Raw genomic sequence first — 25,329 nt, 5'->3', positions numbered from 1 at the left:
AGAAACGCCGGTGTGCGCTAAATTCCTGCCATGAGCGCAGACCAGCATGTCGTGGCCGTGGCGGTGACCGACGCCGCCCCCACCTTCGAACTCGCCGTGCCCTGCGAGGTCTTCGGCGTCGACCGGAGCGACATCACCGACCCGTGGTACGACCTGCGGCTGTGCGCCGCCGAACCGGGCCCGCTGCGCACCACGGCCGGGCTGAGCCTGGAAACGCCGTACGGCCTCGACGACCTCGTCGAGGCCGACACCGTCGTCGTGGCCGCCTGCTCCCGCCGCGTCCAGACCAACCCACCGGAGCCTCTGGTCGATGCCGTACGCGCAGCGCACCAGCGGGGCCGGCGCGTCGTGTCCCTGTGCAGCGGCGCCTACGTGCTCGCCGCCGCCGGGCTGCTCACGGGCCGACGGGCGACCACCCACTGGATGAACGCCGTCGACTTCGGCCACCGCTTCCCCGACGTCCAGTACGACCCGACAGCGCTCTACATCGAGGACGGCACCGTCTACACCTCGGCCGGCACCGGTGCCGTCATCGACCTCTGCCTCCATCTGGTCCGGCTCGACCACGGATCCGCGGTCGCCAACGAGGTCGCCCGCCGCATGGTCGTGCCACCGCACCGCGAGGGAGGACAGACCCAGTACGCCAAGCCACCGGCCCGGGAACGGAAGAACGACAGCCTCGCCCCCGTCCTGGAGTGGGCACGCGAGCACCTGCACGAGCCGCTGACGGTCACCGCACTCGCGCGCGCCGCCCATCTCAGCGAACGCACCTTCGCCCGCCGCTTCCGCGAGGCGCTCGGCACCACCCCGCTGCAGTGGATCCTCCAGGAGCGGGTGCGGCTGGCCCAGGAACTCCTGGAGACCACGGACGACCCCGTGGAGAACATCGCCCGGCGCACCGGCTTCGGCACCGCCGCCAACCTGCGGCACCACTTCGGGCGCCTCACCACCATCTCGCCGCAGGCGTACCGGCACATCTTCCGCCACCGTGCCGCCGCCGCGCAGCGCGCAGGCGCGGGCGTGGCGCCGGGCTCACCCTGACCGCCGTGGCGCCGGGCTCACCCTGACCGCCCGACCTTGTGGTGCGTCAGTGGTGACGCGTCAGTCCCAGAGTTTGAACGTCTCTTCCTTGTCCGCCTGCGCAGGCTTGTCGTCGGTGTAGACGAGGCGCATCCGGGTGTAGTGGTCCTGGTCCGGATCCTTCTCCCAGGGCTCAGGCCGGTCGAGCTTCACGGTGACCGGGTAGGCGTGGAACTTGCCCACGGCGCAATAGGGCCGGCAGTCGTTCACGAGGTCGACGCCGCGGGCCTCGGCGACCGCCGGTCCCCAAGACGACCATCGGAGGTCGACGAGCCGGTTGTTGCCGTCCCCGCAGGCGAGGATGAAGTCGTCGGGGCGGACTTGTGGGTCGAAGAAACAGTCGACCAGGACCGGATCGGGCTCCGGCGTCGGTGACGATGCCCCTGCGGAGGTGGATGCCGGTGCCACCGCTGCAAGCGCTGCGGCGGCACAGAGCGTGACCGCTGTCCTCAGCTTGTGTCTCTGCATGTCGGATCCCCTCCACAGCTTGGCTCCAGTGTCGACGCTACGACCGCGCCTGGAGATGCACCACTGCGACACGCATAACCATGCAAGTCATGAAATATGAACAGGGCTGGGGCTGATCCTGTGTGGGTCGCCGCGGCGGCACCCTGCCAGAATCGGGACAGCACTGGTGCACGGCAGAACATGCCGCCGCGAACGATGGAGGAGCCTGTGCCGCTGACCTCGGAGCCGTTGCGGAAGCTGGGCTTCCTGACCATCGGGTTGTTCGACGAGGCCGACCCTCGCCGGGGTCACGAGTCGACACTCGAGATCATCGAACTGGGTGAGCAGCTGGGTTTCGACAGCGCGTGGGTACGCCACCGTCATCTGCAATACGGCATCTCGTCACCCGTCGCCGTCCTGGCAGCGGCCTCACAGCGCACCACCCGCATCGAGCTCGGCACAGCGGTCATTCCCCTGGGCTGGGAGAACCCGCTGAGGCTGGCCGAGGACCTGGCGACGGTCGACATCCTGTCCGGCGGCCGCCTCAATCCGGGCGTCAGCGTGGGCCCGCCCATGCACTACGACCACGTCAAGCACGCGCTCTACCCCGGCACCGCCGACAGCGAGGACTTCAGCTACGACCGAGTGGAGCGGCTGCTGGACTTCGTACGCGGCAAGCCGGCCACCGACTTCAGCGGCGTCGAGGGTTTCGAGGTGTTCTCCGACAGTGTCCAGCCCCACGCCCCCGGTCTGGGGCGGCGCATGTGGTACGGCGGCGGAAGCCTGCGGTCGGCCCAGTGGGCCGGTGAGCACGGGATGAACCTGTTGACCAGCAGCGTCGTGAAGGCGGAGGAGTCCGAGGACTTCGCCGAGATCCAGCTCTCGCACGTCCGGGCGTTCCGCGCCCACCACCCTGACGGTGATCGCGCCCGCGTCTCCCAGGGACTCGTCGTCATCCCCACCGACTCCGCCTCACCGGAACAGCGCGCGAAGTACGGGGCGTACGCCGAGAAGCGGACGCCGCGTACCACCGCACCGCAGGGACCGGCACGCATGATGTTCGCGCCCGATCTTGTCGGAACCTCCGCGGAGATCGCCGAGCGGCTCTACTCCCACGCCGCGTTCCGGGAGATCGACGAGGTCGCGTTCGCGCTTCCCTTCACCTTCGCCCACGAGGACTACGTCCAGATCCTCACCGACATCGCCACCAAGCTCGGCCCGGCGCTCGGCTGGCGAAGGGCCGCCTGAACCCCGGTGTCGGGTCCGAACGGCGACGCCGGTCGAAAGCGTCGCATGGAGCGGAACCGGCATGGGCCACCTCCTTCGCAAAGCCTGGTCTCATCTGGACGAGCCCGGCCACATCAGGTGAGCCCTGCCTTGTCGCAGGCGGACCGTAGCTTGGGGATGCAGATCTGGTCGATCGTGTAGACGCCGTCCTTGATGAGGGTGTCCTTGATATCGCGGACGGTCACGGAGACGGGAGTGAGCAGTACGGCGGGGATGTCCTTGGTGGTGGCGCTGTCGATGGTGCCTGTGGCGATGCCGCCCACGTCCTCCCCGCGCCCCAGGGCGACGGCCATTGCGGCAGCGGCGCCGGCCTGGTCCCTGAAGGGCTTGTAGACCGTCATGTACTGCTCACCGGTGACGAGGCGCCGCACGGCTTCAAGGTCGGCGTCCTGACCGGTGACGGGCGGCAGCGGTGTGACGTGGGCGGTCTTGAGCGCGGAGATGACGCCGGTGGCGATGGAGTCGTTGGCCGCCAGGACGCCGTCGATCCCGCCCATGCCCAGGGAGGCGATGGCGCCGGACATGTTGGCGTGAGCGTTCCCCGCCTGCCAGTCGACGGTGTAGTAGGACTTGCCGATCTTCACCTTGCCCTGGAGGACGGACAGCGCGCCCCTCTCGAACCACTCCGCGTTGGGGCCGCTCGGATCGCCGTTCATCATGACGATCTGGCTGTGGTCCGCCTTGTCACCGAGGGCCTTGAGCAGAGCCTCACCCTGGAGCCTGCCGACCTGCGCACCGTCGAAGGTGACAAAGCCCGAGATGGGGCCTTGGGCCAGCCGGTCATAGGCGACGACCGGGATTCCCGACTTGTGGGCCGCCTCGACCGAGGAGCGGAGCGCCTTCGGGTCGACGACGTCGAGGATCAGGACGCTCGCCCCTTTGGTGATCATGGTGTCAAGCTGGCGCCGCTGGACCGCCGCATCGTCGCCGGCGTTGGCGTACTCGACCTTGCAATGGGCGCACAGTTCCTTCAGCCTCTTCTCGATCAGGGGCCTGTCGAAGTGATCGAAACGAGGGCGCCCGTAGCTCGGAAGCAGCAGGCCGATCGTGAAGCTGTCACCGCCCGCCCCACCGTTCCCACCGCAGCCTGCCAGGGCTGTGAGCATGAGTCCCGCGCTCATGGCTGCGATGGCGTGCAACCTGCGGGTCCTCATGTCAGAGACCCCCGCATCGCTCAGCGGCCGGGCAGGCGCAAGCCGAGAAGACGCTCAAGGCGACTCGCAAACGGCCCGCGGCGAGGGTGAGGGCTCGGCACATCCCCATCTGCCTCCCGTCCGATGCCGCAAGTATCGGCAGGTGGAGGTCCCGGACACGCTCGGCGACGGTGAGGGCGCCGAATCCCTGCGCTGGGGGACCAGCAGCCGCCCAAGACTGGTAGGGCACCTACACACCAGAGTGGCACACTCGGCGGTGCTGGTATTGCGTAGTCCCCCTGCCAGTCGGGCAGGGTTGTACGTCGAACGCGAAGCGGGGCGACGCCGCGTTGCCCCTCGCAGAGGCGGTCGCGTGCGACATCGCCGCCGTCTGCTGGGACGTCGCGGTGGGCCGCGTCGTCAGTCCCCGGCGACCAGCACGACCTCCAGGGTCCGCGGACCGTGCACGCCCTCCACCCGGTCCAGCTCGATGTCGCTGGTCGCGGAGGGACCCGAGATCCAGGTGAGCGGGCGCGCCGGGTCCAGCCGGTCCAGGGCCTGGGGGACCGAGGAGACGACCTGTCCCGGCACGCGAACGACGCAGATGTGGTGGTCGGGGACCAGGGTGATGCGGCGGCGGCCCTGGTCGGGGCCTCCGTCGAGGACGATCGTGCCGGTCTCCGCGATGGCCACCGCACAGCCGGTGACGACGCTGTCGATCTCGTCCAGCTCGTGCGGAGTGCTCGCCGCGCTGTCGGGGACACGCGTCGCGTCGGCCGCCTCGGCCAGCCACTCCGGGGGCAGACCGGAAGGCACCAGCACCGTCCGAGAACCGCGCTCGGCAAGCAGCCTCGCGATCACACCAGGCAGGCCGCCGTTGTCCGTGCGGTGCACGATCGCCCGGTAGTCGGCGAGGTTCTCGGCGAGCAGGTCCACGGTCTGTTCCGTCGTACGGTCGCCGTGCTCGCGCAGATACGTGCGGTCCACGGCCTGCTCGTACTGGGGGTCCCTCCCAGGCCGTTCAGGCACTGGGGGAGTGTCGTCCTTCGGTACGTCGGCCAGCGCGCGACGCACCCGTCCAAGAATCAGATCCCTGCTGCTCACTTGGCGTCCTTTCCACCGCGCGTACGCTGCCACCAGTCGCGGAACGGCTCCGCCGGTACCGCCGGCATCTCCCGGCTCGCGCTCCACGCCTGGCCGGGGCCCGGCAGCGACCGGGGATGCAGCCGGCGGGTGCGCGATGCCAGCCGCTGGCCCGTGCGCAGCGCCCCCGGGTGGCTGAAAGCCCAGCGTGCCGCCCGCATCGCCGCCCGCTCGGCGGCATGCCCCTTCGCGGGCTTCAGCACCACCTTCGCGCCCTGACGCGTGACCGGGCCGCCCTCGACCACGCGCTCCCGCAGATGCACCAGCACCTCCGGGATGTCGATCGCCACAGGACACACCTCGTAGCAGGCGCCGCAGAGGGACGAGGCGTACGGCAGCGAGGCGTCGATCTCGCTCTCCGTGCCGCGCAGTTGAGGGCTCAGGATCGCGCCGATCGGGCCGGGATACACCGAGCCGTACGCATGGCCGCCCGCCCGCTCGTACACCGGGCAGACGTTGAGGCACGCCGAGCAGCGGATGCAGCGCAGCGCCTGGCGGCCGACCTCGTCGGCGAGTGTGTCGGTGCGGCCGTTGTCGATCAGGACAAGGTGGAACGTCTGAGGGCCGTCCTCGTCCGTGGTGCCGGTCCACATGGACGTGTACGGGTTCATGCGCTCGGCCGTCGACGAGCGGGGGAGTGTCTGGAGGAAGACCTCCAGGTCCCGCCAGGTGGGCACGATCTTCTCGATGCCCACGACCGAGATCAGCGTCTCGGGGAGGGTCAGGCACATACGGCCGTTGCCCTCCGACTCCACGACGACCAGGGTGCCGGTCTCCGCGACCATGAAGTTCGCGCCCGAGATACCGACCTTCGCGCGCAGGAACTTCTCGCGCAGATGGAGACGGGCCGCTTCGGCGAGTTCGGCGGGCGTGTCGGTGAGTCCGTCCGGCGCCGGTCGGCCCCACTCGCCCATCTCGCGCTTGAAGATGTCGCGGATCTCGCCCCGGTTGCGGTGAATGGCGGGGACGAGGATGTGGGAGGGGCGGTCCTTGCCGAGCTGCACGATGAGTTCGGCCAGATCGGTCTCGTAGGCGTGGATGCCCTCGGCCTCGAGGGCCTCGTTCAGACCGATCTCCTGCGTCGCCATCGACTTGACCTTGACGACCTCGGTCTCGCCCGTGGCCTTCACCAGGTACGTGACGATGCGATTGGCCTCGTCGGCGTCGGCCGCCCAGTGGACGGTGCCGCCCGCCGCGGTGACCGCATCCTCCAACTGCACGAGATAGCGGTCGAGATGGTGCAGCGTGTGGTCCTTGATCTGCTTGCCCGCCTCGCGCAGCCGCGCCCAGTCCTCCAGCTCCGTCACGGCGCGGGCGCGCTTGTCGCGGATGGTGTGCGTCGCGTGCCGCAGATTGCCGCGCAGGGTCTTGTTGCGCACGGCGTCGTGCGCGGCCTTGGGAAACGCGGGCATGCCCACGAAGGTGCCGGTCATGCCAGAGGCTCCTCTTCCGTGCTTGCCAGGATCTCCGCGATATGGACGGGACGCATGGCCGTTCGCAGCCGTCCCATCGTGCCGCCGATGTGCATGAGGCACGAGTTGTCCGCCGCGCACAGCACGTCGGCACCGGTCGATTCGGCGTTGCGCACCTTGTCGGCGCCCATGGCCGCCGAGACGTCGGCGTTCTTCAGGGCGAAGGTGCCGCCGAAGCCGCAGCACTCCTCGGCGCCGGGCAGTTCCACCAGCTCGAGCCCCTTGACGGCCTGGAGGAGCCGACGCGGGCGGTCGCCCAGGCCGAGACCGCGCAGGCCATGGCACGTGGGATGGTACGTGACCTTGTGCGGGTAGTACGCGCCGACGTCCGTCACCTTCAGCACGTCCACCAGGAACTCGGTGAGTTCGTACGTCTTGGGAACCACGGGTGCCAGTGCGGTCGCGAGTCCGTCGCCGCGGCCCTCCGCCCGCGCCCGCTCACCCATCCGCGGATACAGCTCACGTACCATCGCCCCGCATGAGCCGGACGGCGTCACGATCGCGTCGTAGTCACGGAAGACATCGGAGAAATGCCGGGCGAGCGGCTCGGCCTCGTGCCGGTATCCGGTGTTGTAGTGCGCCTGCCCGCAGCAGGTCTGCGCCATCGGGAAGTCGACTTCGACACCCAATCTGGTCAGCAGATCCACCACGGCACGGCCGGTGTCCGGATAGAGCGTGTCGTTGACACAGGTCAGGAACAGTGCGACACGCATTGCGGCTCCTTCGCGTTCCTTCGTATTGGATCATCGGATGAGTGCAGAGTACGCGGCGGGAGGGTGCCCTGGGAGACGCCCCGCAACACCCTCCCGCCGTCCCCTCCTGTTTCCCGAGTCACGGTGCGGTGATCCTGGCCTCCGCCGCACGCCATGCGGCGGTATCGCCGGCCGGCTCGTAGCGCCGCAACGGCTGTGTCCGCGCCAGGAGCTCACGCATCGACGCGCGGTCGCCGACGAGGCCCCGGGCCCGCGCCTGGACCAGCACGTTCCCGAGGGCGGCGGCCTCCGCGGGTCCCGCCACCACCGGCAGCCCGCACGCGTCGGCCGTCAACTGGCACAGCAGCTCGTTGTGCGCGCCGCCGCCCACGATGTGCACGACATCGACGGACCGGTCGGCGAGCTGCTGGGCCTCGGTGATCGCCCGGCGGTGGGCGAGGGCGAGCGAGTCGAGGATGCAGCGGGTGGTCTCGGCGGGGGAGCCGGGCACCGGCTGGCCGGTCGCCCGGCAGGCGTCGGCGATCCGCTCCGGCATCCGGCCAGGGGCGAGGAACGCTGCGTCACCCGCGTCCACAACGGCCCGTAGCGGCTCGACCTGAGCAGCATCCCGCAGCAGCGCGGGCAGATCCGGGCCGCCCCAGGACCGCAGGCACTCCTGCAGCAGCCACAGGCCCATGATGTTGCGCAGATAGCGGACCGTGCCGTCGAGGCCCAGCTCATTGGTGAAGTTGGCCGTTCGGCTCGCCTCGCTCAGCACGGGAGCGTCGAGCTCCAGACCGGCCAGCGACCAGGTGCCGGTGCAGATGTAGGCGAACCGCTCGGTCGTCGCAGGGACCGCGGCGACGGCGGAGGCCGTGTCATGCGAGCCGACCGCTGTCACCGGCACGGGTCCGGTCAGCCCCGTCTCCTCCAGGATGTGCGGGAGCAGATGGCCTGCCGGGTCCCCCGGGTTCCGCAGAGGCGCGAAGAGGCTGAGGTCGATGCCGAGCCGGGCCGCGGTGTCGTACGACCAGTCACGCGTGCGTGGATCGATCAGCTGGGTGGTGGAGGCGTTGGTGAGCTCCGTGCCCGCCTCGCCGGTCAGCCAGTACGAGATCAGGTCCGGGATCAGCAACAGGCGCTCGGCGGCGGCCAGTTGAGCGGTGTCGTGGGCGGCCACCAGCTGGTACAGCGTGTTGAAGGGCGCGTGCTGAAGCCCTGTCGCCGCGTACAGCTCCTCCGCCGGGACCGTCGCCCACACCTTCTCGGCGACGCCCTCGGTACGGGCGTCGCGGTAGTGCACCGGGTTGCCGAGCAGCGCGCCGTCCGTGTCCAGCAGTCCGTAGTCCACGGCCCAGCTGTCGACGCCGACCGAGTCGACCTGCCCGGCCGCCCGCAGCCCGTCCAGCACGCCCGAGTACAGGGTGAGGATGTCCCATCGCAGCCCCTCGGCCAGGCGCACCGGCCGGTTGGGGAAGCGGTGGACCTCCGTGAGGTCCAGGGTGCCGGGGCCGACGCGGCCGACCATGACGCGTCCGCTGGACGCGCCGAGGTCGACCGCGGCGAACGAGCCCGCCGTCCCCGCGCTCATCGCAGGAAGGCGGCCGCGACACCCGCGTCCACGGGGATGTGCAGCCCGGTCGTGTGTGTCAGGTCCCCGCCGGTCAGCGCGAACACGGCGTTCGCGACATGATCAGGCAGCACCTCGCGCTTGAGGATGGTGCGCTGGGCGTAGAACTCGCCGAGCTTCTCCTCCTCGATCCCGTACGTGGCCGCGCGCTGAGCACCCCAGCCGGCGGCGAAGATGCCGGAGCCGCGCACCACACCGTCGGGGTTGACGCCGTTGACGCGGATGCCGTGCTCGCCCAGCTCGGCCGCAAGGAGCCGCACCTGGTGGGCCTGATCCGCCTTGGTCGCGGAGTAGGCGATGTTGTTCGGCCCTGCGAACACGGCGTTCTTGGAGGCGATGTAGACGATGTCGCCGCCCAGGCCCTGGTCCCGCATGACGCGCGCCGCCTCGCGGGAGACCAGGAACGAACCGCGAGCCATGATGTCGTGCTGCAGGTCCCAGTCCTTGGCCGTGGTCTCGAGGAGCGGCTTGGAGATGGAGATGCCGGCGTTGTTGACGACGAGGTCGACGCCACCGAACGCGAGCAGCCCGGCCTTGAACGCCTCGGCGATCTGCTCCTCGCTGGTCACGTCGACAGTGACGGCGACAGCCTTGTCAGGACCGCCCAGCTCCTCCGCGACGGCGGCCGCGTTCTCCGCGTTCAGGTCGGCGACCACCACGCACGCGCCCTCGGCGACCAGCCGGTGCGCGATCGCCTTGCCGATGCCGCTGCCCGCGCCCGTCACCAGCGCCACGCGCGTGGCGAGCGGCTTGGGCTTCGGCATCCGCTGGAGCTTGGCCTCCTCCAGCGCCCAGTACTCGATGCGGAACTTCTCCGACTCCTCGATCGGCGCGTACGTCGAGACCGCCTCGGCGCCCCGCATCACGTTGATCGCGTTGACGTAGAACTCGCCGGCCACGCGGGCCGTCTGCTTGTCCTTGCCGAAGGAGAACATGCCCACGCCCGGGACCAGCACGATCGCCGGGTCCGCGCCGCGCATCGCGGGCGAGTCGGGCTCGGCGTGCCGCTCGTAGTAGGCCGCGTACTCCTCGCGGTACTCGGCGTGCAGCTCCTTCAGGCGGGCGATCGCCTCGTCGAGGGGAGCGGTCGGCGGCAGGTCGAGGACGAGCGGCCTGACCTTCGTACGGAGGAAGTGGTCCGGGCAGGAGGTGCCGAGGGCCGCGAGGCGCGGGTGCTCGGCGCGCGCGAGGAAGTCGAGGACGACATCGGAGTCGGTGAAGTGGCCGACCTGCGGGCGGTCCTGAGAGGCGACGGCCCGGACGTACGGCGCGAGGGCTGCCGCCCGCTCACGGCGCTCACCCTCGGGCAGCACCTCGTATCCCTCGATGACCGTCCCGAACGGCTCGGCCTTGCCGCGCTCGGCGAGGAACGCCTCGGCGGTGCGGATGATGTGCAGCGAGTTGCGCTCGCACTCCTCGGCCGTGGCGCCCCACGCCGTGATGCCGTGGCCGCCGAGGATGCAGCCGATCGCCTGCGGGTTGGCCTCCTTGACCGCCGCGATGTCCAGACCGAGCTGGAAGCCGGGCCGGCGCCACGGCACCCACACCACGCTGTCGCCGAAGCACTCGGCGGTCAGCTTCTCGCCGTCGGCCGCGCAGGCCAGCGCGATACCGGAGTCGGGGTGGAGGTGGTCGACGTGCGGCGCGTCCACCAGGCCGTGCATCGCGGTGTCGATGGACGGCGCCGCACCGCCCTTGCCGTGCAGGCAGTAGTCGAACGCGGCGACCATCTCGTCCTCGCGCTCCACGCCCGGGTAGACGTCCGTGAGCGCCCGCAGCCGGTCGAGGCGCAGGACCGCCAGTCCCGCTTCGGTGAGCGTACCGAGATCGCCGCCCGAGCCCTTGACCCACATCAATTCGACGTCGCCGCCGGTCACGGGGTCGGTGTCGGTGCCTTTCGCGGATGCGTTGCCACCTGCGTAGTTGGTGTTGCGGGGGTCGGCGCCGAGCCGATGGGAGCGCGCCAGGAGGGCGGCGGCTTCGGGGTGGGGTGCCATGGTTCTCAGTCCTTAAGTGAAGATTGGTACGGGTGCTCGGGCGCCCCATTAGGGGCGCGGGGAACTGCGCGACCAGCCGAAGTCGGCCGGCAGACTGCCACCGGCCTGGCCCGCAGACGAAACCCAGCGATCAGGCGCCCCACCCCGCCTGCTGCCCGCCGACCCGCTCCTCGGCGATCCTCTGCGCCCAGCCGGAGGCGTGATAGGCAGCGATCGGGTCGGGGTCCAGCCCCATCTCCTCGCGCACCTCACGCAGCAGGGGCCGTACATCGGTGTTGTACGCATCCATAAGTACGGCGTTCGCGCCCAGCACGTCACCAGACCGCTGAGCCTCGGCGAGCGCGTCGCGATCGACGAGGAGAGCCTTCGCCGTCGCCTCCTGCACGTTCATCACCGAACGGATGATCGCCGGGATCTTCGCCTCGATGTTGTGGCACTGGTCGAGCATGAAGGCGACATCAGAGGTGAAGCCACCGCCGCGCACCACCTCGTACATGATCCGGAACAGCTGGAAGGGGTCGGCGGCACCCACCATCAGGTCGTCGTCCGCGTAGAAGCGGGAGTTGAAGTCGAAGCCGCCGAGCTTCCCCTCGCGCAGCAGCGTGGCGACGATGAACTCGATGTTGGTGCCCGGCGCGTGATGCCCGGTGTCCACCACGACCTGCGCCTTCGGGCCGAGCTTGAGGCAGTGCGCGTACGCCGTGCCCCAGTCCGGGACGTCCGTGGTGTAGAAGGCCGGCTCGAAGAACTTGTACTCGAGCAGCATCCGCTGGTCGTCACCGAGCCGCCCGTAGACCTCGGCCAGGCCCTCCGCGAGGCGGTCCTGACGCTCGCGGACGTCGTCCTGGCCGGGGTAGTTCGTGCCGTCCGCGAACCACAGCTTCAGGTCCTTCGAACCGGTCGCGTCCATGATGTCGACGCACTCCAGGAGGTGGTCCACGGCCTTGCGGCGCACTGCCGCGTCCGGGTGGCAGATGCTGCCGAGCTTGTAGTCGTCGTCCTGGAAGGTGTTGGAGTTGATCGCGCCCAGCTTCAGGCCGCGCTCCTCCGCGTGCTTCGCAAGAGCCGCGTAGTCGTCGACCTTGTCCCAGGGAATGTGCAGGGCGACGGTCGGTGCGACCCCGGTGTACTCGTGCACCTTCGACGCGTCGTCCAGCTTCTCGCGGGGATTCCGCGGGACCCCCGGCTGGGCGAACACCTTGAAGCGGGTCCCTGAGTTCCCGTACGCCCACGACGGCGTCTCGACGGCCTGGGTCTTGAGCGCGGCCTTCACCGCGGCGAGCTCGGTCACTTCGGGGCTCCTGTGACATCGGGTCTGGAAGACGCGTACTGAAGAATTCTGAATCGATTCAGACAGCGAAGCTATGAGCCGCTCGAAGGGCTGTCAACCCTTCGGACAAAGACTGACCGCCGTGACCCTGTCGTGACCATTTGGCGTCGAAAATTTCGACACGGACCCATTGACGTGACCTGCGTGGCATGTCTAACGTCCCGGCAACCCAGTTGAAACCTTTCACGACGTCGTGAGGCGGCTCTGCCCGCGTCGTTGAGGAGCCCCCATGACCCACCGGTCCGACACGGGTCCGGCCCCCGTGCTGGCGCTGAAGGACATCTCCAAGTCCTTCGGCGCCGTACGCGCCCTGCGGGACGTATCCCTGGAACTGTTCCCCGGCGAAGTGCACGCACTCGCCGGCGAGAACGGCGCGGGCAAGTCGACCCTCATCAAGACGCTCGCCGGCGTGCACCGACCGGACGCCGGTCAGGTGCTGCTGGACGGCGAGCCCACCGTCTTCCACGGTCCGGCCGACGCCCGCGACGCGGGCATCGCCGTGATCTACCAGGAGCCCACGCTCTTCCCCGACCTGTCGATAGCCGAGAACATCTTCATGGGCCGCCAGCCCCGGCGCGCCCTCGGCCGCATCGACCACAAGGCCACGCACGCCGCGACCGTCGCCCTGATGCAGCGCCTCGGCGTGGAACTCGACCCCGACCGCCCGGCGCGCGGCCTGTCCATCGCCGACCAGCAGATCGTCGAGATCGCCAAAGCGCTCTCCTTCGACGCACGCGTCCTGATCATGGACGAGCCCACCGCCGCCCTGACCGGCAGCGAGGTGGCGCGCCTGTTCGGCGTCGTCCGCACCCTGCGCGAGCAGGGCGCCGCGGTGCTGTTCATCTCGCACCGCCTGGAGGAGATCTTCCAGATCTGCCAGCGGGTCACGACTCTGCGGGACGGCGCCTGGATCTCCAGCGAGCCGCTGGACGGCATGACCGAGGACGACCTCGTACGACGGATGGTCGGGCGCGATCTCGACGAGCTGTACCCCAAGCAGGAGGTGCAGGCGGGCGAGGTGGCGATGAGTGTGCGGCGCCTGACCCGCGAGGGCGTGTTCACCGACGTCTCCTTCGACGTCCGGCGCGGCGAGATCGTCGGCCTCGCCGGACTCGTGGGCGCCGGCCGCACCGAGGTCGCCCGGGCCGTCTTCGGCGTAGACCGCTGGGACGCCGGTGAGGTGGAGGTCGACGGCAAGGCGCTGACGAACGGCGCACCGTCCACCGCCATGGCCGCCGGGCTCGCCCTCGTCCCCGAGGACCGGCGCGCCCAGGGCCTGGTGATGGACATGTCCATCGAGCGGAACATCGGCCTCACCGGTCTGCGTACGACCGTGAAGGCCGGCCTGATGGACCGCGGCGCCGAGCGCAGCCGGTCCCTCGACTGGGCGGTCAAGCTGCAGGTGAAGTACGCCCGGATCGCCGACACCGTGAACACGCTGTCCGGCGGCAACCAGCAGAAGGTCGTCCTCGCCAAGTGGCTCGCCACCGCGCCCAAGGTGCTGATCGTCGACGAGCCGACCCGTGGCATCGACGTCGGTACGAAGGCGGAGGTCCACCGGCTGCTCAGCCAGCTGGCCGCCGACGGCGTGGCCGTCCTGATGATCTCCTCCGACCTGCCCGAGATCCTCGGCATGGCCGACCGCGTGCTCGTGATGCACGAGGGCAGGCTGACCGCCGAGATCCCACGCTCTGAAGCCACCGAGGAATCCGTGATGGCCGCAGCCACCGGGAGGGCCGCCGCATGACGGTGACCGCCCCCAACCCCGCGCCCGCAGCAGAAATACGCAAGTCGAGTGGCACTCGCCTGGTCGACCGCGTCTTCAAGATGCGCGAACTCGCCATCCTGCTCGTGTTCCTGGTGATGATCGCGATCACCCAGATGGGCAACAGCGAGTTCCTCTCCGAGCAGGGCATCAAGGACCTGCTGCTGAACGCGACCATCCTGGTGCTTGTCGCCACGGGCCAGTCGCTGGTCGTGATCACCCGGAACGTCGACCTGTCGGTCGGCTCGACGCTCGGCATCAGCGCCTTCGCGGCCGGGACTTATCTGCAGGGCGGCGGGAACTCCGTCGTGGCGATCGCCCTGGCGGTGCTGCTCGGAGTCGGCTTCGGCCTCCTGAACGGCCTGCTGGTCAGCCTCGGCCAGGTGCCCGCGCTCGTCGTCACCCTCGGCACGCTCTACATCATCCGCGGCATCGACTCGATCTGGGTCGGCTCACGGCAGATCACCGCGGCCGATCTCCCCGGCGGATTCGTCGACTTCGGCTCCGGCGGCATCTCCGCGGTGCCGTACCTGGCGCTGATCGCGCTGGCGGTGCTGGTCGCCACCGCGTACTACCTGAAGCACTTCGGCAGCGGGCGTGAGCTCTACGCGCTCGGCTCCAACCCGGAGGCCGCCCGCCTCGCCGGCATCCCGGTCCGCAAGCGGATCCTGGCCGCGTACACCTTCTGCGGCGGCCTGGCCGGTCTCGCGGGCGCGATGTACCTCGCCCGGTTCGGCAACGTGGACTCCGGCACGGGCAACGGCTACGAACTGACCGTCGTCAGCGCGGTCGTGGTCGGCGGCGTCGTCTTCACCGGCGGCTCCGGCAGCGTCTACGGCGCGGCGCTCGGCGCACTGCTCCTGACCTCCATCAACAGCGTGCTGCCCGCACTCGGCGTCAGCTCCGTCTGGGTGCTCGCCATCAACGGCATCCTGCTCATCCTCGCCATTGCCGTGGACCGTGTGGTCGCACTGCGGGTGGCGTCCGCCCTGAAGAAGAGGAACGCCCGCCATGGCTGACTCGCCCCTCGCGCGCGCCGTCCGCTGGGACACGGTCGTCGGCGCCCTCCTCATCGTCGTACTCCTGCTGTCCTTCGGCTTCGTCGACGGCTTCGGCAACGCCCTCAACCTGTCCTTCCTGATCGGCAACACGCTGCCGATCGCGCTGATCGCCCTGCCGATGACCCTGCTCGTGGTCTCCGGCGAGATCGACCTGTCGGTCGCCTCCACGGCCGGTCTCTCGGGCGCCGTGATGGGCGCTCTGTGGAACCAGGGCATGACGATCGAGACGATCATCCCGCTGTGCCTGCTGCTCGGCGCGGTGTGCGGCCTCATCAACGGCCTGCTCGTCACCCGGCTCGGACTGCCGTCTCTCGCCGTCACGATCGGTACGCTCGCCGCTTACCGAGGCATCGCCCAGATCATCCTCGGCTCGGACGCCGTGACCGACTTCCCCACGCAGTACCTGGACTTCGCGGCCGGACGCATCGGCGACACCTTCATCCCGTACGCCCTCCTGCCCTTCCTGGTGCTGCTGGCGATCGCCGTGGTCGTGCTGCACGCCGCGCCGTTCGGCCGCTCGCTGTTCGCCATCGGCGCCAGCGAGGAGGCCGCCCGGTTCGCGGGCATCCGCGTCAAGCGGCAGAAGCTGATCCTGTTCACCGTGACCGGCCTGATGGCCGCGCTCACCGGCGTCTTCTGGGCGCTGCACTACGCCAGCGCCCGCTACGACAACGCCACCGGCCTCGAACTGGCCGTCATCGCCGCGGTGCTGCTCGGCGGCATCGACTTCGACGGCGGCAAGGGCACGCTCGGCGGTGCGATCGCGGGAGTCTTCCTGCTCGGCGCGCTGCAGAACGTGATGAGCCTCGTCAACGTCTCCGCCCAGTCGCAGATCGTCGTCACCGGCGTCCTGCTCGTCGTCTCGGTGCTCGGCCCCCGGGTCGGGCGCCAGATCTCGGTCGCGAGAGCGGGTCGCAGAGCCGCCGCCTCGACACCGACCTCGTAACCGCTCCGCTCACCCTCGTAAAGGACCTCCACCATGCGCAAGTCATCCATCCGCCGTGCCTGCGCGGCCCTCGCCGCCGTCACCTCGCTCGCCCTGGCCGCCACCGCCTGCGGCGGCACCACCAAGAACGACGTCAAGGACGAGGGCGGATCCTCCGCCTCGGCCGGCAAGGCCGACCCGAACGCGGAACTCAAGAAGGGCCTGACCGTCGGCTTCCTGCCCAAGCAGGTCAACAACCCGTACTTCACCTCCGCCGACAAGGGCGGCGAGGCCGCCCTGAAGGAGCTGGGCTCCAGCTACAAGGAGGTCGGCCCGAGCAGCGCCACCGACACCTCCAGCCAGGTCAGTTACGTCAACACGCTCACCCAGCAGCAGGTCGACGCGATGGCCGTCTCGGCGCAGGACCCGGGCGCCCTGTGCACCGCTCTCAAGCAGGCCATGAAGAACGGCATCAAGGTCGTCACGTACGACTCGGACACCAAGGCCGACTGCCGCAACGCCTTCGTGTCGCAGGCCAGCGCCGAGGACCTGGGCCGCACCGAGGTGCAGCTGCTCGCCGAGCAGATCGGCTACAAGGGCGAGATAGCGATCCTGTCCGCGGCGCAGACCGCGACCAACCAGAACACCTGGATCGAGTTCATGAAGGACGAGCTCAAGGATCCCAAGTACAAGGACATGAAGCTGGTGAAGGTCGCGTACGGCAACGACGACGCGCAAGCGTCCTTCCAGCAGACCCAGGGCCTGCTCCAGGAGTACCCGAAGCTGAAGGGGATCATCTCCCCGACCACGGTCGGCATCAAGGCCGCGGCCCAGTACCTGTCCGGCTCCAAGTACAAGGGCAAGGTCAAGCTGACGGGCCTCGGCACCCCGAACGACATGCGCAAGTACGTCAAGAACGGCACCGTCGAGGCGTTCGAGCTGTGGGACCCGGCCAAGCTCGGCGAGCTCGCCGCGCGTACCTCGGTCGCCCTGGTCTCCGGGCAGATCACCGGCAAGGAGGGTGAGACCTTCAAGGCCGGCGACATGGGCACCTACACCATCGGCAAGGACGGCGTGATCAGCCTCGGCAAGCCGACCGTGTTCGACAAGAAGAACATCGACCAGTTCAACTTCTAGTACCTGGAGGGTCGTTGATGCAGCGCGTGTGCTTTCTGCTGAAGGTCCGTGCGGACCGCCTCGACGAGTACCGCGAGCGGCACGCCGCCGTGTGGCCCGAGATGCTCGAAGCGCTCTCGGCCACTGGCTGGCACAACTACTCGCTGTTCCTGCGTGAGGACGGCCTGCTGGTCGGCTATCTGGAGACCGAGGACTTCGCGGCCGCCCAGGCCGGCATGGAGGCCACCGACGTCAACGCCCGCTGGCAGGCGGAGATGGCGCCGTTCTTCGAGTCGTTGGACGGCGCCCGGCCCGACGAGGCCATGAAACCCCTCACCGAAGTGTTCCATCTTGCGTGACACACCCCCCATCTCAGGAGCATGCGGATATGAGAAGACGCACGTTGCTGGCCACCGCCCTCGCCTCGGGACTGAGTGCCGTGGCACTCACTAGCACGGCCCGCGCCGCCGACCCGGGCCCCTCGCTCACCCTCACCGGCAGCACCACACTCGACACCCAGGCCCTCTACTTCGTCTCCTACGACGGCCTGGTGAACAACAACTCGTTCCAGAAGAACGGTCTGCTGACCTACAAGGGCTACCAGTACGCCGTCTGGTACACCGCCGACCGCAACGCCGTCGTCGGCCGTCGCGTGTTCGGTTCGAGCACCTGGTCCACGGTCAAGGTCGGCCACACCCTCCGGTACAACGACTCCCACAACGTCATCTCCATGGGCATCTCCAAGGTCGACGGCCGGCTGCACCTCAACATGGACTCCCACAGCGACGGCTTCACCTACGTCAGGTCGGTGGCCGGCCTCATGGACAACCCGGGCGGACTGAGCTGGACCGCGAGCCGCTTCGGCGCACCGCAGTCCACCCTCGACGGACTCGCGCTCACCTCGCAGTTCACCTATCCGCAGTTCATCTCGACGCCCGAGGGCAGGCTCCAGCTCAGCTACCGCGTCGGGATCTCGGGCAACGGCCGCAACGCACTCGCCGAGTACGACGGCACCTCGTGGACCAACCTCGGCGAGTGGACCAGCTCCACCGGCACCTACACCAGCGAGCACGGCTCCAGCACGGCCCGCAACATGTACCTGCACGGCATCGACTACGACAAGAACGGGCGCCTGCACTCGTTCTTCACCTGGCGCGAGCAGAACGGTGCCGTGATGTGCAGCAGCGGCGGCATCACCAACCACGACACCGGCTACGTCTACTCGGACGACCGCGGCCGGACCTGGCGCAACAACGCGGGCACCGTCGTCGGCACCACCGGCGGCTCTGACAAGGTCGCCGTCACCGACGCCGGACTCGTCGTCGACCCCCTCAACCCCGACCACTCGCTGATGAACCAGGAGAGCCAGTTCACGGACTCGGCCGGTCTGCCGCACGCCATCATCAGCTACGTGCCGGGCCGCTTCGGCCAGTGCACCACGAACTACGTCACCGACCGGACCAACAACGGCCGTGCCTTCCACGTCCGCAAGAACTCGTCCGGCGCCTGGCAGAAGACCGAGATACCGGTGCCGCTGAACTCCAGCCAGCGCACCAAGCTGATCCTCGACAAGTACGACAACGCGTACGCGATCTTCCCGTTCTGTCGTATCGCCGGGGCCTCCAAGGCGTCCGGGTACACGGACTGGACGATCCTGTACGACGGAGTCGGCGCCGGGCTGAACGCCTTCGGTGAGGTCGTGATCGACGAGACGCGGGTCGCGCAGGACAACTTCCTGTCGATCATGTACCAGGAGAAGTCCAGCGGTACGACGCCTTCGGCGCTGCGCAACCTCAACTTCCGCCTGCCCACCTGATCCGTGACGTCGTCACCGGGAAGCCGTGACCGACGTGACCGTGGCGGGTGCGCCACGAAGGTAATGTGAACGCGCACCCGCCGCTCCACATCCCTTTGGAGGTCCTCGCCCGATGGCCCAGTCGGTGGGTATCAAGGACGTCGCCCGCGCCGCCGGAGTCTCCGTGGGCACGGTCTCGAACGTCATCAACCGTCCGGACACGGTGGCCACCGAGACCCGCGCCCGGGTGCTGTCCGCGATAGACCGGCTCGGCTACGTCCGCAGCGAGTCGGCCCGCCAGCTGCGGGCCGGCCGCAGCCGGATCATGGGTCTGCTCGTCCTCGACATGGGCAACCCCTTCTTCGTGGACGTGGCGCGCGGCGCCGAGCGGGCCGCGCGCCAGGCCGGTCTTGGTGTCATGGTCTGCAACAGCGCGCAGAGCGCGGGCGAGGAGGCCGAGTACCTGTCGCTCTTCGCCGAGCAGCGGGTGCGCGGTGTGCTGTTGACGCCCGCCGACGCGACGGGACGCAACATCGAGACGTTCCGCCGCCACGGCATCCCGTTCGTGCTCGTCGACCGGGTCGCCGAGGGCACCACCGAGTGCTCGGTCTCGGTCGACGACGTGGTGGGCGGCGCGCTGGCCGTACGGCATCTCGTCGACGCCGGGCACCGCTCCATCGCGTATGTGAGCGGGCCGCCCGGGCTGAACCAGGTCCGGGACCGCCGGACGGGTGCCCTCAGTGCGCTCGCCGAGGCGGGGCTCGGGCCGGATGCGCTGCGCGAACTGCCGACCGAGCGGCTCGATGTGGCCGCGGGCCGTGACGCCGGGGCCCGGCTGCTCGGGCTCGCCGAGCGCCCGACGGCCGTGTTCTGCGCCAACGACCTGCTCGCGCTCGGCGTCCTGCAGGCCATGTTCGCGGCCGGGGTGAGCGTGCCGGACGACCTGGCGATCGTCGGGTACGACGACATCGAGTTCGCCGCCGCCGCGGCCGTGCCACTCACCTCGGTGCGTCAGCCCGCGGTGACCATGGGCGCGCTCGCCGCCGAGCTCCTCCTGGAGGAGACGGAGGCCGAGACCGCCTCGGCGCCGCACGAGCACAAGCGGGTCGTGCTCCAGCCGGAGCTCGTGGTGCGCCGCTCCAGCCTGGCCACGCGCTGACGTCGGGCCGACGTCGGAAGGGTGGTCACTCCTCCGACGGGAGGCGGGTGCCGCACCGGCTGCAGTACAGGGCGTCGCGCTCCGACGCGAGACGCCCGCAGTCGGGGCAGACACGGTGCAGGAGACAGGCGGCCTCGCCGCCTTCCGGCTGTGCCACGGGCTCGCCCGGGTGTGGCCGGCGCTGCGGCTCTGGCGCGCCCTCCGCCTGCAGCTCGCTCTCGCTCCCCCTCTGCGGCTCGCGCCCAGGTGCGGCCGAGCGGATGGTGAGGCCGGGCCTGCGGCGGTGCACTGTGACATAGGCCATGCCGTCCGGGCCCGCCGACAGCGACCGGCGGGTGCCGTGCGGCAGCCACGTCAGGCTTCCCGGCCCGAGCGTGTGCCGTCTGCCCTCCGCGTCGAGTTGTCCGCCGCCGTCGGTCACGTACAGCAGTACGTCGAGATCCGGCTCCGTGTGTGCGGCGACATCGGCCCCAGGCGTCAGACGCACCACGTTCGCGTCCAACTGCCGTTCCCGGGCAGCCAGCCGCCACAGTGCTCCGCCCTGTTCCGGGGGCGTCTCACCGAGCAGATCGGCCATCCAGGCGAGCACGCCGGGTTCCGAGTGCGGTGCCACCGACTTCCTCCCATGTTCAGCCTATGCGGAGGCGGATGTTACCCGGAGCCGGGAGACACCCCGGGCCAGGCCGCGACGCCATAGGCTCCCGTTCATGACTGAGCCGCAGACCGACCCGACGACCGAGCCGCAGCTCGCACCCATGCCGACCGACTGGCAGCGCGCCCTCGCCGTCGTGGCCCACCCCGACGATCTCGAGTACGGCTGCTCGGCCGCGGTCGCCGCATGGACCGACGCCGGCCGCGAGGTCGCATACGTCCTGGCCACCCGCGGAGAGGCGGGCATCGACACGATGGAGCCCGCCAAGTGCGGGCCCCTGCGGGAACAGGAGCAGCGGGCGAGCGCCGCCGTCGTCGGGGTGACGAGTGTGGAGTTCCTCGACCACAAGGACGGCGTGATCGAGTACGGACTCCGGCTGCGCCGGGACATCGCCGCGGCGATCCGGCGCCACCGGCCCGAGTTGGTCATCACCCTCAACCACCGCGACACCTGGGGCGGCGTCGCCTGGAACACACCGGATCATGTCGCCGTCGGCCGCGCCACCCTCGACGCCGCGTCCGACGCCGGCAACCGCTGGATCTTCCCGGAGCTCGCCGACGAGGGCCTCGAGCCGTGGAACGGGGTGCGCTGGGTCGCCGTCGCCGGATCCGCGCAGCCGACGCACGCCGTGGACGCCACCCCGGGACTGGAGAGGTCGGTCCGTTCCCTGTTGGAACACCGCACCTACATTGAGGCGCTCACGGACGAGGATCCGGAGACGTACTGCCGCACCTTCCTCTTCGACAACGCCGAGGCCACGGGCCGGCGGTTCGGCGGAAGGCCCGCGGTGGCGTTCGAGGTCTTCGGCCGCTGAGGCCGACGGGAGGCGGGCAGGGAAACTCACGCGGACAGTGATGGACGCGACTGTTCCCACACATCCAAGCGACCGCTTAGTATGCGTGTCCGAGCCTGGTTCTACGAACAGTCCCGTGGAGGCCCCGCAATGCAGGCATGGCAGGTGCACGAGAACGGCGAGCCGAGGGAGGCGATGCGCCTCGAGGAGACGGCCGAGCCGGTACCCGGCGACGGGCAGGTCCTCCTCAGGGTGCGGGCCGCGAACGTCAACTTCCCCGACGCCCTGTTGTGCCGCGGGCAGTACCAGATCCGGCCCTCGCTGCCGTTCACGCCCGGCGTGGAGATCTGCGGCGAGACGGAGGACGGCCGCCGCGTCATCGCGAACCCCGCGCTCCCGTACGGCGGTTTCGCCGAGTACGCCGTCGCCGATGCGGCCGCCCTGCTGCCCGCGCCCGACGCGCTGGACGACGCCGAGGCGGCGGCGCTGCACATCGGCTACCAGACGGGCTGGTTCGCCCTGCACCGCCGCGCCCGCATCCAGGAGGGCGAGACGCTGCTCGTGCACGCGGCCGCGGGCGGCGTCGGAAGCGCGGCCGTGCAGCTCGGGAAGGCGGCGGGTGCCACCGTCATCGGCGTCGCGGGCGGCCCGGAGAAGGTGAAGGTCGCTCGTGAACTCGGCTGCGACCTCGTGCTGGACCGGTACACGGACGACGTCGTCGCCGCGGTCAAGGAGGCCACCGGCGGCCGGGGCGCGGACGTGATCTACGACCCGGTGGGCGGCAACGCGTACGCGCAGTCGGCGAAGTGCGTGGCGTTCGAGGGCCGGATCGTCGTCGTCGGGTTCACGAGCGGCACGATTCCGACGCCCGCGCTCAACCACGCGCTGGTGAAGAACTATTCGATCCTCGGCCTGCACTGGGGCCTGTACAACACGAAGGACCCGCAGGCGGTCCTGCACTGCCACGAGCAGCTGACCGAGCTCGCCGCGAAGGGCGCGATCAAGCCCCTCGTCAGCGACCGCCTGCCGCTGGAGGGCGCGGCGGAGGCCGTGCAGCGCGTCGCTGACGGAGTCACGACCGGTCGTATCGCCGTCGTCCCGGGTCTTGGGGGAGCGGCGATCGCCTGACGGGCGCAGCCACACCGTGCCGTCGCGCAGGACCCCCTGCGTGACGGCACAGCCCGCGCCATGCCGCTGACGTCACCCGTCGGCGACGTCTTGGTTCTCCCAGCGCAGCAGGTCTCCCGGCTGGCACTCGAGCACCTCGCAGAGCGCCGCGAGCGTCGAGAAGCGCACCGCCTTGGCGCGGCCGTTCTTGAGCACGGCCAGGTTGGCGGGCGTGATCCCGACGCGGTCCGCGAGCTCGCCCACGGACATCTTCCGCTTGGCCAGCATCACGTCGATGTCGACGGCGATCGGCATCAGATCACCTCTGCCAGCTCGGCCTGCATCTGCGCCGCTTCGATGTCGCGCGCGACGGCCTGAGCGAGCAGCATCCGCAGCACGAGCACGATGAGCGCCACGCCCAGGACCGCCACGGAAACCCCGCAGACCAGGAGGACGATGCCCGGCGCGACGGCCTCACCCGGCGCCAGGACCACCGCGATCCCGAACACCAGTAGAGCGGCCGCCGCGAACGCGCCGGTGATGACGTCCACGTACCGGAACGCCGCGTCGGAGAAGACCGTTCCGCGGCGCACCATCGTCACCAGGCGCCACACGCAGACCAGTACGACCTGGAAGGCGAGAACTCCGAGCACCACGATCACCAGGAGCGGGACGCGCTGGGTCACGAGATCGGCTTCGGCCTCCTTCAGGTCGATGGCCAACAGCGGCACCATCACGGCCTGGACGAACACCGAGCCGGCGAGCAGCACCACGAGCACGGCGCGCAGTGCAAGCACTGTCAGCTTTCCCATCGCCTCTCCTTCGATCGAGTCACGATGGGAATCTATCGATTTTCGATAGGTGCGGCAAGGTGAGACCGCCACCTCGTACGATCGCTCCCGCCGGTATCCAGCCGACCGCGCAGCAGCGGCGGTGGTTGAGCCGGTTGTCGGCGAAGCGCCACGAGTACGTTGAGCCGGTTGTCGGCGAAGCGCCACGAGTACGTTGAGCCGGTTGTCGGCGAAGCGCCACGAGTACGCCGTGCCCTCGCTGCCGCTCGCCATGGTCGCCGCGTGAACGCGAGGTGCGGCTCCGTCGCGAAGTGAACGCACGGCGGCAGTCCAGCCAACTCAGTGCGCAGTCATGCCCGTTGTGCATCCCGGGCCCCCATACTCGCCGGTGTCCCGTACGGCACTTCCGGGAGGCTGAGTATGGCCCTTACCACCCGCCGCAGAGCCCTCACCACCCTCGGCGCCGCCCTCGCGGGCAGCGTCGTCGCTCCCGCCGCGCATGCCCGCGCGAGCGAGCGACAGCGGGGGCCGCGACCGCTCCGGCGCGCCCACGCGCACAACGACTACGAGCACCCCCGGCCCCTGTTCGACGCACTGGACCACCGCTTCACGAGCGTGGAGGCCGACATCTACCTCGTCGGCGACCAACTGCTCGTCGCGCACGACCCGGTGGACCTCGACCCGTCCCGCACGCTCGAATCGCTGTACCTGGACCCGCTGCTGGCCCGCATCCGGGCGAACAGCGGCTCCGTGTACCGCGGTTATCGCGCGCCCCGGCAGCTCCTCATCGACATCAAGACCGAAGGCGCCTCGACGTACCTCGAACTCGACCGCCACCTCCAGCGCTACCGGCAGATCTTCACCTCGTACGCGCACGGCACCGTGCACCAGAGGGCGGTGACCGCTGTGATCTCCGGGGACCGGGCCGCCCGTGCCCCGATGGAGGCGCAGCATATGCGCCGCGCGTTCTACGACGGCCGGCTGGCCGACCTCGGATCGCCGGCGCCCGCCTCCTTCATCCCGCTGATCAGCGACAACTGGAACAACAACTTCACCTGGCAGGGAGTCGGTCCGTTCCCCGCGGCGGAGCGCGACAAGCTGCGGGGCATCGTCACCACCGCCCACGCGCGCGGGCAGCGCGTGCGCTTCTGGGCCACTCCCGACCTGGCAGGGCCCGCACGCGACGCGGTGTGGAGCGAGCTGGTCGCCGCCGACGTCGACCACCTGAACACGGACGACCTGGCGGGCCTCGAGGCGTTCCTGGACGCGCACGACAAGGCGTAATCGAGCGGTCCCCCGGTTCAGGGCCATGCCATCACAGCGAGTCAACACACTTTCGGGGGACACGCCAGTCGCCGGGAGGGTCCCTCCGCTACGCCAGACTTGCGGCCGGAGGCCACGGATTTCGACGTGGCGGAGGAGACCGGGCGATGGCTGTTTCAATTTCTGCGGTGCTACTGCTGCTGATCCTGGCGGTGGTCTTTATGCGTAACGGCTCGCTGAAGGTCTCGCATGCCTTGGTGTGCATACTGCTCGGGTTCTATCTCGCGAGCACGAGCATGGCGCCGACCATCCATGAGGGCCTCTCGGCGACGGCGGAGATCGTCAGCCACCTCGATCCGTGAGCAGCCCGGGCGGTCGGCGTCATCGCGCTGGACTTGCCCAACAGCCCCAGGGCGTCTTACTGATCGTTTCAGAATGATTTGCGGAGTCGGCGGAGGCAGATGATGGCGCATGCCAGTTCCAGCAGGCCCTGGTGGAGGTCGGCACGGCGCTCGTAGCGGGTCCTCAGTCGTTTGAACTGGTGGAGCCAGGCGAAGGTGCGCTCGACCACCCACCTGGTTCGGCCCAGGCCCGAGCCGTGGGCGGCACCGCGCCTGGCGATGAGGGGCTTGATGCCGCGCTTCCACAGCAGGCGGCGGTACTTGTCGAAGTCGTAGCCGCGATCAGCGAA

General features: G+C 69.7%; 25 protein-coding genes. 13 read left to right on the top strand and 12 right to left on the bottom strand.

What is annotated here, in order from left to right; translation table 11 throughout:
- The first annotated feature begins 30 nt into the window (after positions 1–30).
- On the top strand, positions 31–1,041 hold the full coding sequence (locus tag H1D24_RS35365) for a helix-turn-helix domain-containing protein (protein ID WP_181661825.1): 1,011 nt from the start codon (positions 31–33) through the stop codon (positions 1,039–1,041).
- 60 nt (positions 1,042–1,101) lie between these two features.
- On the opposite strand, the gene H1D24_RS35360 is transcribed toward H1D24_RS35365, so the two are convergent.
- Positions 1,102–1,548 (bottom strand): hypothetical protein, encoded by a 447-nt coding sequence (locus tag H1D24_RS35360; RefSeq protein ID WP_181661824.1) that lies wholly within the window; start codon positions 1,546–1,548, stop codon positions 1,102–1,104.
- 207 nt (positions 1,549–1,755) lie between these two features.
- On the opposite strand from H1D24_RS35360, the gene H1D24_RS35355 reads away from it, so the two are divergent.
- Positions 1,756–2,775 carry an LLM class flavin-dependent oxidoreductase gene (locus tag H1D24_RS35355; RefSeq protein ID WP_181661823.1) on the top strand — a complete coding sequence of 340 codons (1,020 nt, stop codon included), beginning with the start codon at positions 1,756–1,758 and terminating at the stop codon, positions 2,773–2,775.
- A 113-nt stretch (positions 2,776–2,888) separates the two neighbouring features.
- Here the strand turns inward: H1D24_RS35355 and H1D24_RS35350 are convergent, their stop codons facing one another.
- The 7 genes from H1D24_RS35350 to rhaI all read right to left on the bottom strand — a co-directional run bounded on the left by H1D24_RS35350 (position 2,889) and on the right by rhaI (position 12,172).
- Positions 2,889–3,968, bottom strand: a complete 1,080-nt coding sequence (locus H1D24_RS35350; RefSeq protein WP_181661822.1) for a sugar ABC transporter substrate-binding protein — start codon at positions 3,966–3,968, stop codon at positions 2,889–2,891.
- Between the two features lie 399 nt (positions 3,969–4,367).
- On the bottom strand, positions 4,368–5,051 hold the full coding sequence (locus H1D24_RS35345; RefSeq protein WP_181661821.1) for a LutC/YkgG family protein: 684 nt from the start codon (positions 5,049–5,051) through the stop codon (positions 4,368–4,370).
- The gene (locus H1D24_RS35340; RefSeq protein ID WP_181661820.1) at positions 5,048–6,523 is read right to left on the bottom strand and encodes a LutB/LldF family L-lactate oxidation iron-sulfur protein; all 1,476 of its coding nucleotides are present in this window, start codon (positions 6,521–6,523) and stop codon (positions 5,048–5,050) included. Before H1D24_RS35340 ends, H1D24_RS35345 begins: the two co-directional genes overlap by 4 nt.
- A complete protein-coding gene (locus tag H1D24_RS35335) occupies positions 6,520–7,275 on the bottom strand; it encodes a (Fe-S)-binding protein (protein WP_181661819.1) in 756 nt (251 codons plus the stop codon). The genes H1D24_RS35340 and H1D24_RS35335 overlap by 4 nt, the downstream gene beginning before the upstream one ends.
- A gap of 118 nt (positions 7,276–7,393) precedes the next feature.
- The gene (locus tag H1D24_RS35330) at positions 7,394–8,845 is read right to left on the bottom strand and encodes a rhamnulokinase (protein WP_181661818.1); all 1,452 of its coding nucleotides are present in this window, start codon (positions 8,843–8,845) and stop codon (positions 7,394–7,396) included.
- On the bottom strand, positions 8,842–10,881 hold the full coding sequence (locus tag H1D24_RS35325) for a bifunctional aldolase/short-chain dehydrogenase (RefSeq protein ID WP_181661817.1): 2,040 nt from the start codon (positions 10,879–10,881) through the stop codon (positions 8,842–8,844). Before H1D24_RS35325 ends, H1D24_RS35330 begins: the two co-directional genes overlap by 4 nt.
- Positions 10,882–11,011: 130 nt before the next feature.
- Positions 11,012–12,172 (bottom strand): L-rhamnose isomerase, encoded by a 1,161-nt coding sequence (rhaI, locus tag H1D24_RS35320; protein WP_181661816.1) that lies wholly within the window; start codon positions 12,170–12,172, stop codon positions 11,012–11,014.
- Positions 12,173–12,440: 268 nt separating this feature from the next.
- Here rhaI and H1D24_RS35315 point away from each other — a divergent pair, with 268 nt between their 5' ends.
- The 7 genes from H1D24_RS35315 to H1D24_RS35285 all read left to right on the top strand — a co-directional run bounded on the left by H1D24_RS35315 (position 12,441) and on the right by H1D24_RS35285 (position 20,032).
- Positions 12,441–13,958 carry a sugar ABC transporter ATP-binding protein gene (locus H1D24_RS35315; protein WP_181661815.1) on the top strand — a complete coding sequence of 506 codons (1,518 nt, stop codon included), beginning with the start codon at positions 12,441–12,443 and terminating at the stop codon, positions 13,956–13,958.
- Positions 13,955–14,995, top strand: a complete 1,041-nt coding sequence (locus H1D24_RS35310; RefSeq protein ID WP_181661814.1) for an ABC transporter permease — start codon at positions 13,955–13,957, stop codon at positions 14,993–14,995. Before H1D24_RS35315 ends, H1D24_RS35310 begins: the two co-directional genes overlap by 4 nt.
- Positions 14,988–15,983 carry an ABC transporter permease gene (locus tag H1D24_RS35305; protein WP_181661813.1) on the top strand — a complete coding sequence of 332 codons (996 nt, stop codon included), beginning with the start codon at positions 14,988–14,990 and terminating at the stop codon, positions 15,981–15,983. The genes H1D24_RS35310 and H1D24_RS35305 overlap by 8 nt, the downstream gene beginning before the upstream one ends.
- Before the next feature lie 33 nt (positions 15,984–16,016).
- Positions 16,017–17,099 (top strand): rhamnose ABC transporter substrate-binding protein, encoded by a 1,083-nt coding sequence (gene rhaS / locus H1D24_RS35300; RefSeq protein ID WP_181661812.1) that lies wholly within the window; start codon positions 16,017–16,019, stop codon positions 17,097–17,099.
- Between the two features lie 17 nt (positions 17,100–17,116).
- On the top strand, positions 17,117–17,437 hold the full coding sequence (locus H1D24_RS35295) for an L-rhamnose mutarotase (RefSeq protein WP_067280349.1): 321 nt from the start codon (positions 17,117–17,119) through the stop codon (positions 17,435–17,437).
- A 29-nt stretch (positions 17,438–17,466) separates the two neighbouring features.
- Positions 17,467–18,894 carry a BNR repeat-containing protein gene (locus tag H1D24_RS35290; RefSeq protein ID WP_181661811.1) on the top strand — a complete coding sequence of 476 codons (1,428 nt, stop codon included), beginning with the start codon at positions 17,467–17,469 and terminating at the stop codon, positions 18,892–18,894.
- A 112-nt stretch (positions 18,895–19,006) separates the two neighbouring features.
- Positions 19,007–20,032: a LacI family DNA-binding transcriptional regulator gene (locus H1D24_RS35285; RefSeq protein WP_181661810.1), complete on the top strand. Its 1,026-nt coding sequence runs from the start codon at positions 19,007–19,009 to the stop codon at positions 20,030–20,032.
- Positions 20,033–20,057: 25 nt separating this feature from the next.
- Here H1D24_RS35285 and H1D24_RS35280 read toward each other — a convergent pair whose 3' ends face one another.
- Positions 20,058–20,645 (bottom strand): AraC family ligand binding domain-containing protein, encoded by a 588-nt coding sequence (locus H1D24_RS35280; RefSeq protein WP_309484565.1) that lies wholly within the window; start codon positions 20,643–20,645, stop codon positions 20,058–20,060.
- Between the two features lie 94 nt (positions 20,646–20,739).
- Here H1D24_RS35280 and H1D24_RS35275 point away from each other — a divergent pair, with 94 nt between their 5' ends.
- A complete protein-coding gene (locus tag H1D24_RS35275) occupies positions 20,740–21,498 on the top strand; it encodes a PIG-L deacetylase family protein (RefSeq protein ID WP_181661809.1) in 759 nt (252 codons plus the stop codon).
- 129 nt (positions 21,499–21,627) lie between these two features.
- Positions 21,628–22,605, top strand: a complete 978-nt coding sequence (locus tag H1D24_RS35270; RefSeq protein WP_181661808.1) for an NADPH:quinone oxidoreductase family protein — start codon at positions 21,628–21,630, stop codon at positions 22,603–22,605.
- A gap of 72 nt (positions 22,606–22,677) precedes the next feature.
- Here the strand turns inward: H1D24_RS35270 and H1D24_RS35265 are convergent, their stop codons facing one another.
- Together H1D24_RS35265 and H1D24_RS35260 are read right to left on the bottom strand one after the other, a co-directional pair.
- Positions 22,678–22,899: a helix-turn-helix domain-containing protein gene (locus H1D24_RS35265; RefSeq protein WP_181661807.1), complete on the bottom strand. Its 222-nt coding sequence runs from the start codon at positions 22,897–22,899 to the stop codon at positions 22,678–22,680.
- Positions 22,899–23,396, bottom strand: a complete 498-nt coding sequence (locus H1D24_RS35260) for a DUF2975 domain-containing protein (protein WP_181661806.1) — start codon at positions 23,394–23,396, stop codon at positions 22,899–22,901. The genes H1D24_RS35265 and H1D24_RS35260 overlap by 1 nt, the downstream gene beginning before the upstream one ends.
- 399 nt (positions 23,397–23,795) lie before the next feature.
- Here H1D24_RS35260 and H1D24_RS35255 point away from each other — a divergent pair, with 399 nt between their 5' ends.
- Together H1D24_RS35255 and H1D24_RS35250 are read left to right on the top strand one after the other, a co-directional pair.
- Positions 23,796–24,659 carry a phosphatidylinositol-specific phospholipase C/glycerophosphodiester phosphodiesterase family protein gene (locus H1D24_RS35255; protein ID WP_181661805.1) on the top strand — a complete coding sequence of 288 codons (864 nt, stop codon included), beginning with the start codon at positions 23,796–23,798 and terminating at the stop codon, positions 24,657–24,659.
- A 146-nt stretch (positions 24,660–24,805) separates the two neighbouring features.
- Positions 24,806–25,000, top strand: coding sequence for a hypothetical protein (locus tag H1D24_RS35250; RefSeq protein WP_181661804.1), 195 nt, complete (start codon positions 24,806–24,808; stop codon positions 24,998–25,000).
- A 68-nt stretch (positions 25,001–25,068) separates the two neighbouring features.
- Here H1D24_RS35250 and H1D24_RS35245 read toward each other — a convergent pair.
- On the bottom strand, positions 25,069–25,329 hold a 261-nt coding region (locus H1D24_RS35245; protein WP_181661803.1), incomplete at its 5' end, for a transposase.

The organism is Streptomyces himalayensis subsp. himalayensis (assembly GCF_013778455.1).
GTDB classification, from domain to species: domain Bacteria; phylum Actinomycetota; class Actinomycetes; order Streptomycetales; family Streptomycetaceae; genus Streptomyces; species Streptomyces himalayensis.
This window is presented reverse-complemented; position numbering and strand designations above follow the sequence as displayed.

Bases quoted from the DNA above. Each gene is read 5' to 3' on its own strand.
- H1D24_RS35350 (WP_181661822.1), bottom strand. From the start codon at position 3,968: ATGAGGACCCGCAGGTTGCACGCCATCGCAGCCATGAGCGCGGGACTC.
- H1D24_RS35295 (WP_067280349.1), top strand. From the start codon at position 17,117: ATGCAGCGCGTGTGCTTTCTGCTGAAGGTCCGTGCGGACCGCCTCGAC.
- H1D24_RS35335 (WP_181661819.1), bottom strand. From the start codon at position 7,275: ATGCGTGTCGCACTGTTCCTGACCTGTGTCAACGACACGCTCTATCCG.
- H1D24_RS35325 (WP_181661817.1), bottom strand. From the start codon at position 10,881: ATGGCACCCCACCCCGAAGCCGCCGCCCTCCTGGCGCGCTCCCATCGG.
- rhaS (WP_181661812.1), top strand. From the start codon at position 16,017: ATGCGCAAGTCATCCATCCGCCGTGCCTGCGCGGCCCTCGCCGCCGTC.
- H1D24_RS35290 (WP_181661811.1), top strand. From the start codon at position 17,467: ATGAGAAGACGCACGTTGCTGGCCACCGCCCTCGCCTCGGGACTGAGT.
- H1D24_RS35315 (WP_181661815.1), top strand. From the start codon at position 12,441: ATGACCCACCGGTCCGACACGGGTCCGGCCCCCGTGCTGGCGCTGAAG.
- H1D24_RS35285 (WP_181661810.1), top strand. From the start codon at position 19,007: ATGGCCCAGTCGGTGGGTATCAAGGACGTCGCCCGCGCCGCCGGAGTC.
- H1D24_RS35310 (WP_181661814.1), top strand. From the start codon at position 13,955: ATGACGGTGACCGCCCCCAACCCCGCGCCCGCAGCAGAAATACGCAAG.
- H1D24_RS35270 (WP_181661808.1), top strand. From the start codon at position 21,628: ATGCAGGCATGGCAGGTGCACGAGAACGGCGAGCCGAGGGAGGCGATG.
- H1D24_RS35305 (WP_181661813.1), top strand. From the start codon at position 14,988: ATGGCTGACTCGCCCCTCGCGCGCGCCGTCCGCTGGGACACGGTCGTC.
- H1D24_RS35275 (WP_181661809.1), top strand. From the start codon at position 20,740: ATGACTGAGCCGCAGACCGACCCGACGACCGAGCCGCAGCTCGCACCC.
- H1D24_RS35365 (WP_181661825.1), top strand. From the start codon at position 31: ATGAGCGCAGACCAGCATGTCGTGGCCGTGGCGGTGACCGACGCCGCC.
- H1D24_RS35255 (WP_181661805.1), top strand. From the start codon at position 23,796: ATGGCCCTTACCACCCGCCGCAGAGCCCTCACCACCCTCGGCGCCGCC.
- H1D24_RS35360 (WP_181661824.1), bottom strand. From the start codon at position 1,548: ATGCAGAGACACAAGCTGAGGACAGCGGTCACGCTCTGTGCCGCCGCA.
- H1D24_RS35265 (WP_181661807.1), bottom strand. From the start codon at position 22,899: ATGCCGATCGCCGTCGACATCGACGTGATGCTGGCCAAGCGGAAGATG.
- H1D24_RS35340 (WP_181661820.1), bottom strand. From the start codon at position 6,523: ATGACCGGCACCTTCGTGGGCATGCCCGCGTTTCCCAAGGCCGCGCAC.
- H1D24_RS35250 (WP_181661804.1), top strand. From the start codon at position 24,806: ATGGCTGTTTCAATTTCTGCGGTGCTACTGCTGCTGATCCTGGCGGTG.
- H1D24_RS35260 (WP_181661806.1), bottom strand. From the start codon at position 23,396: ATGGGAAAGCTGACAGTGCTTGCACTGCGCGCCGTGCTCGTGGTGCTG.
- H1D24_RS35330 (WP_181661818.1), bottom strand. From the start codon at position 8,845: ATGAGCGCGGGGACGGCGGGCTCGTTCGCCGCGGTCGACCTCGGCGCG.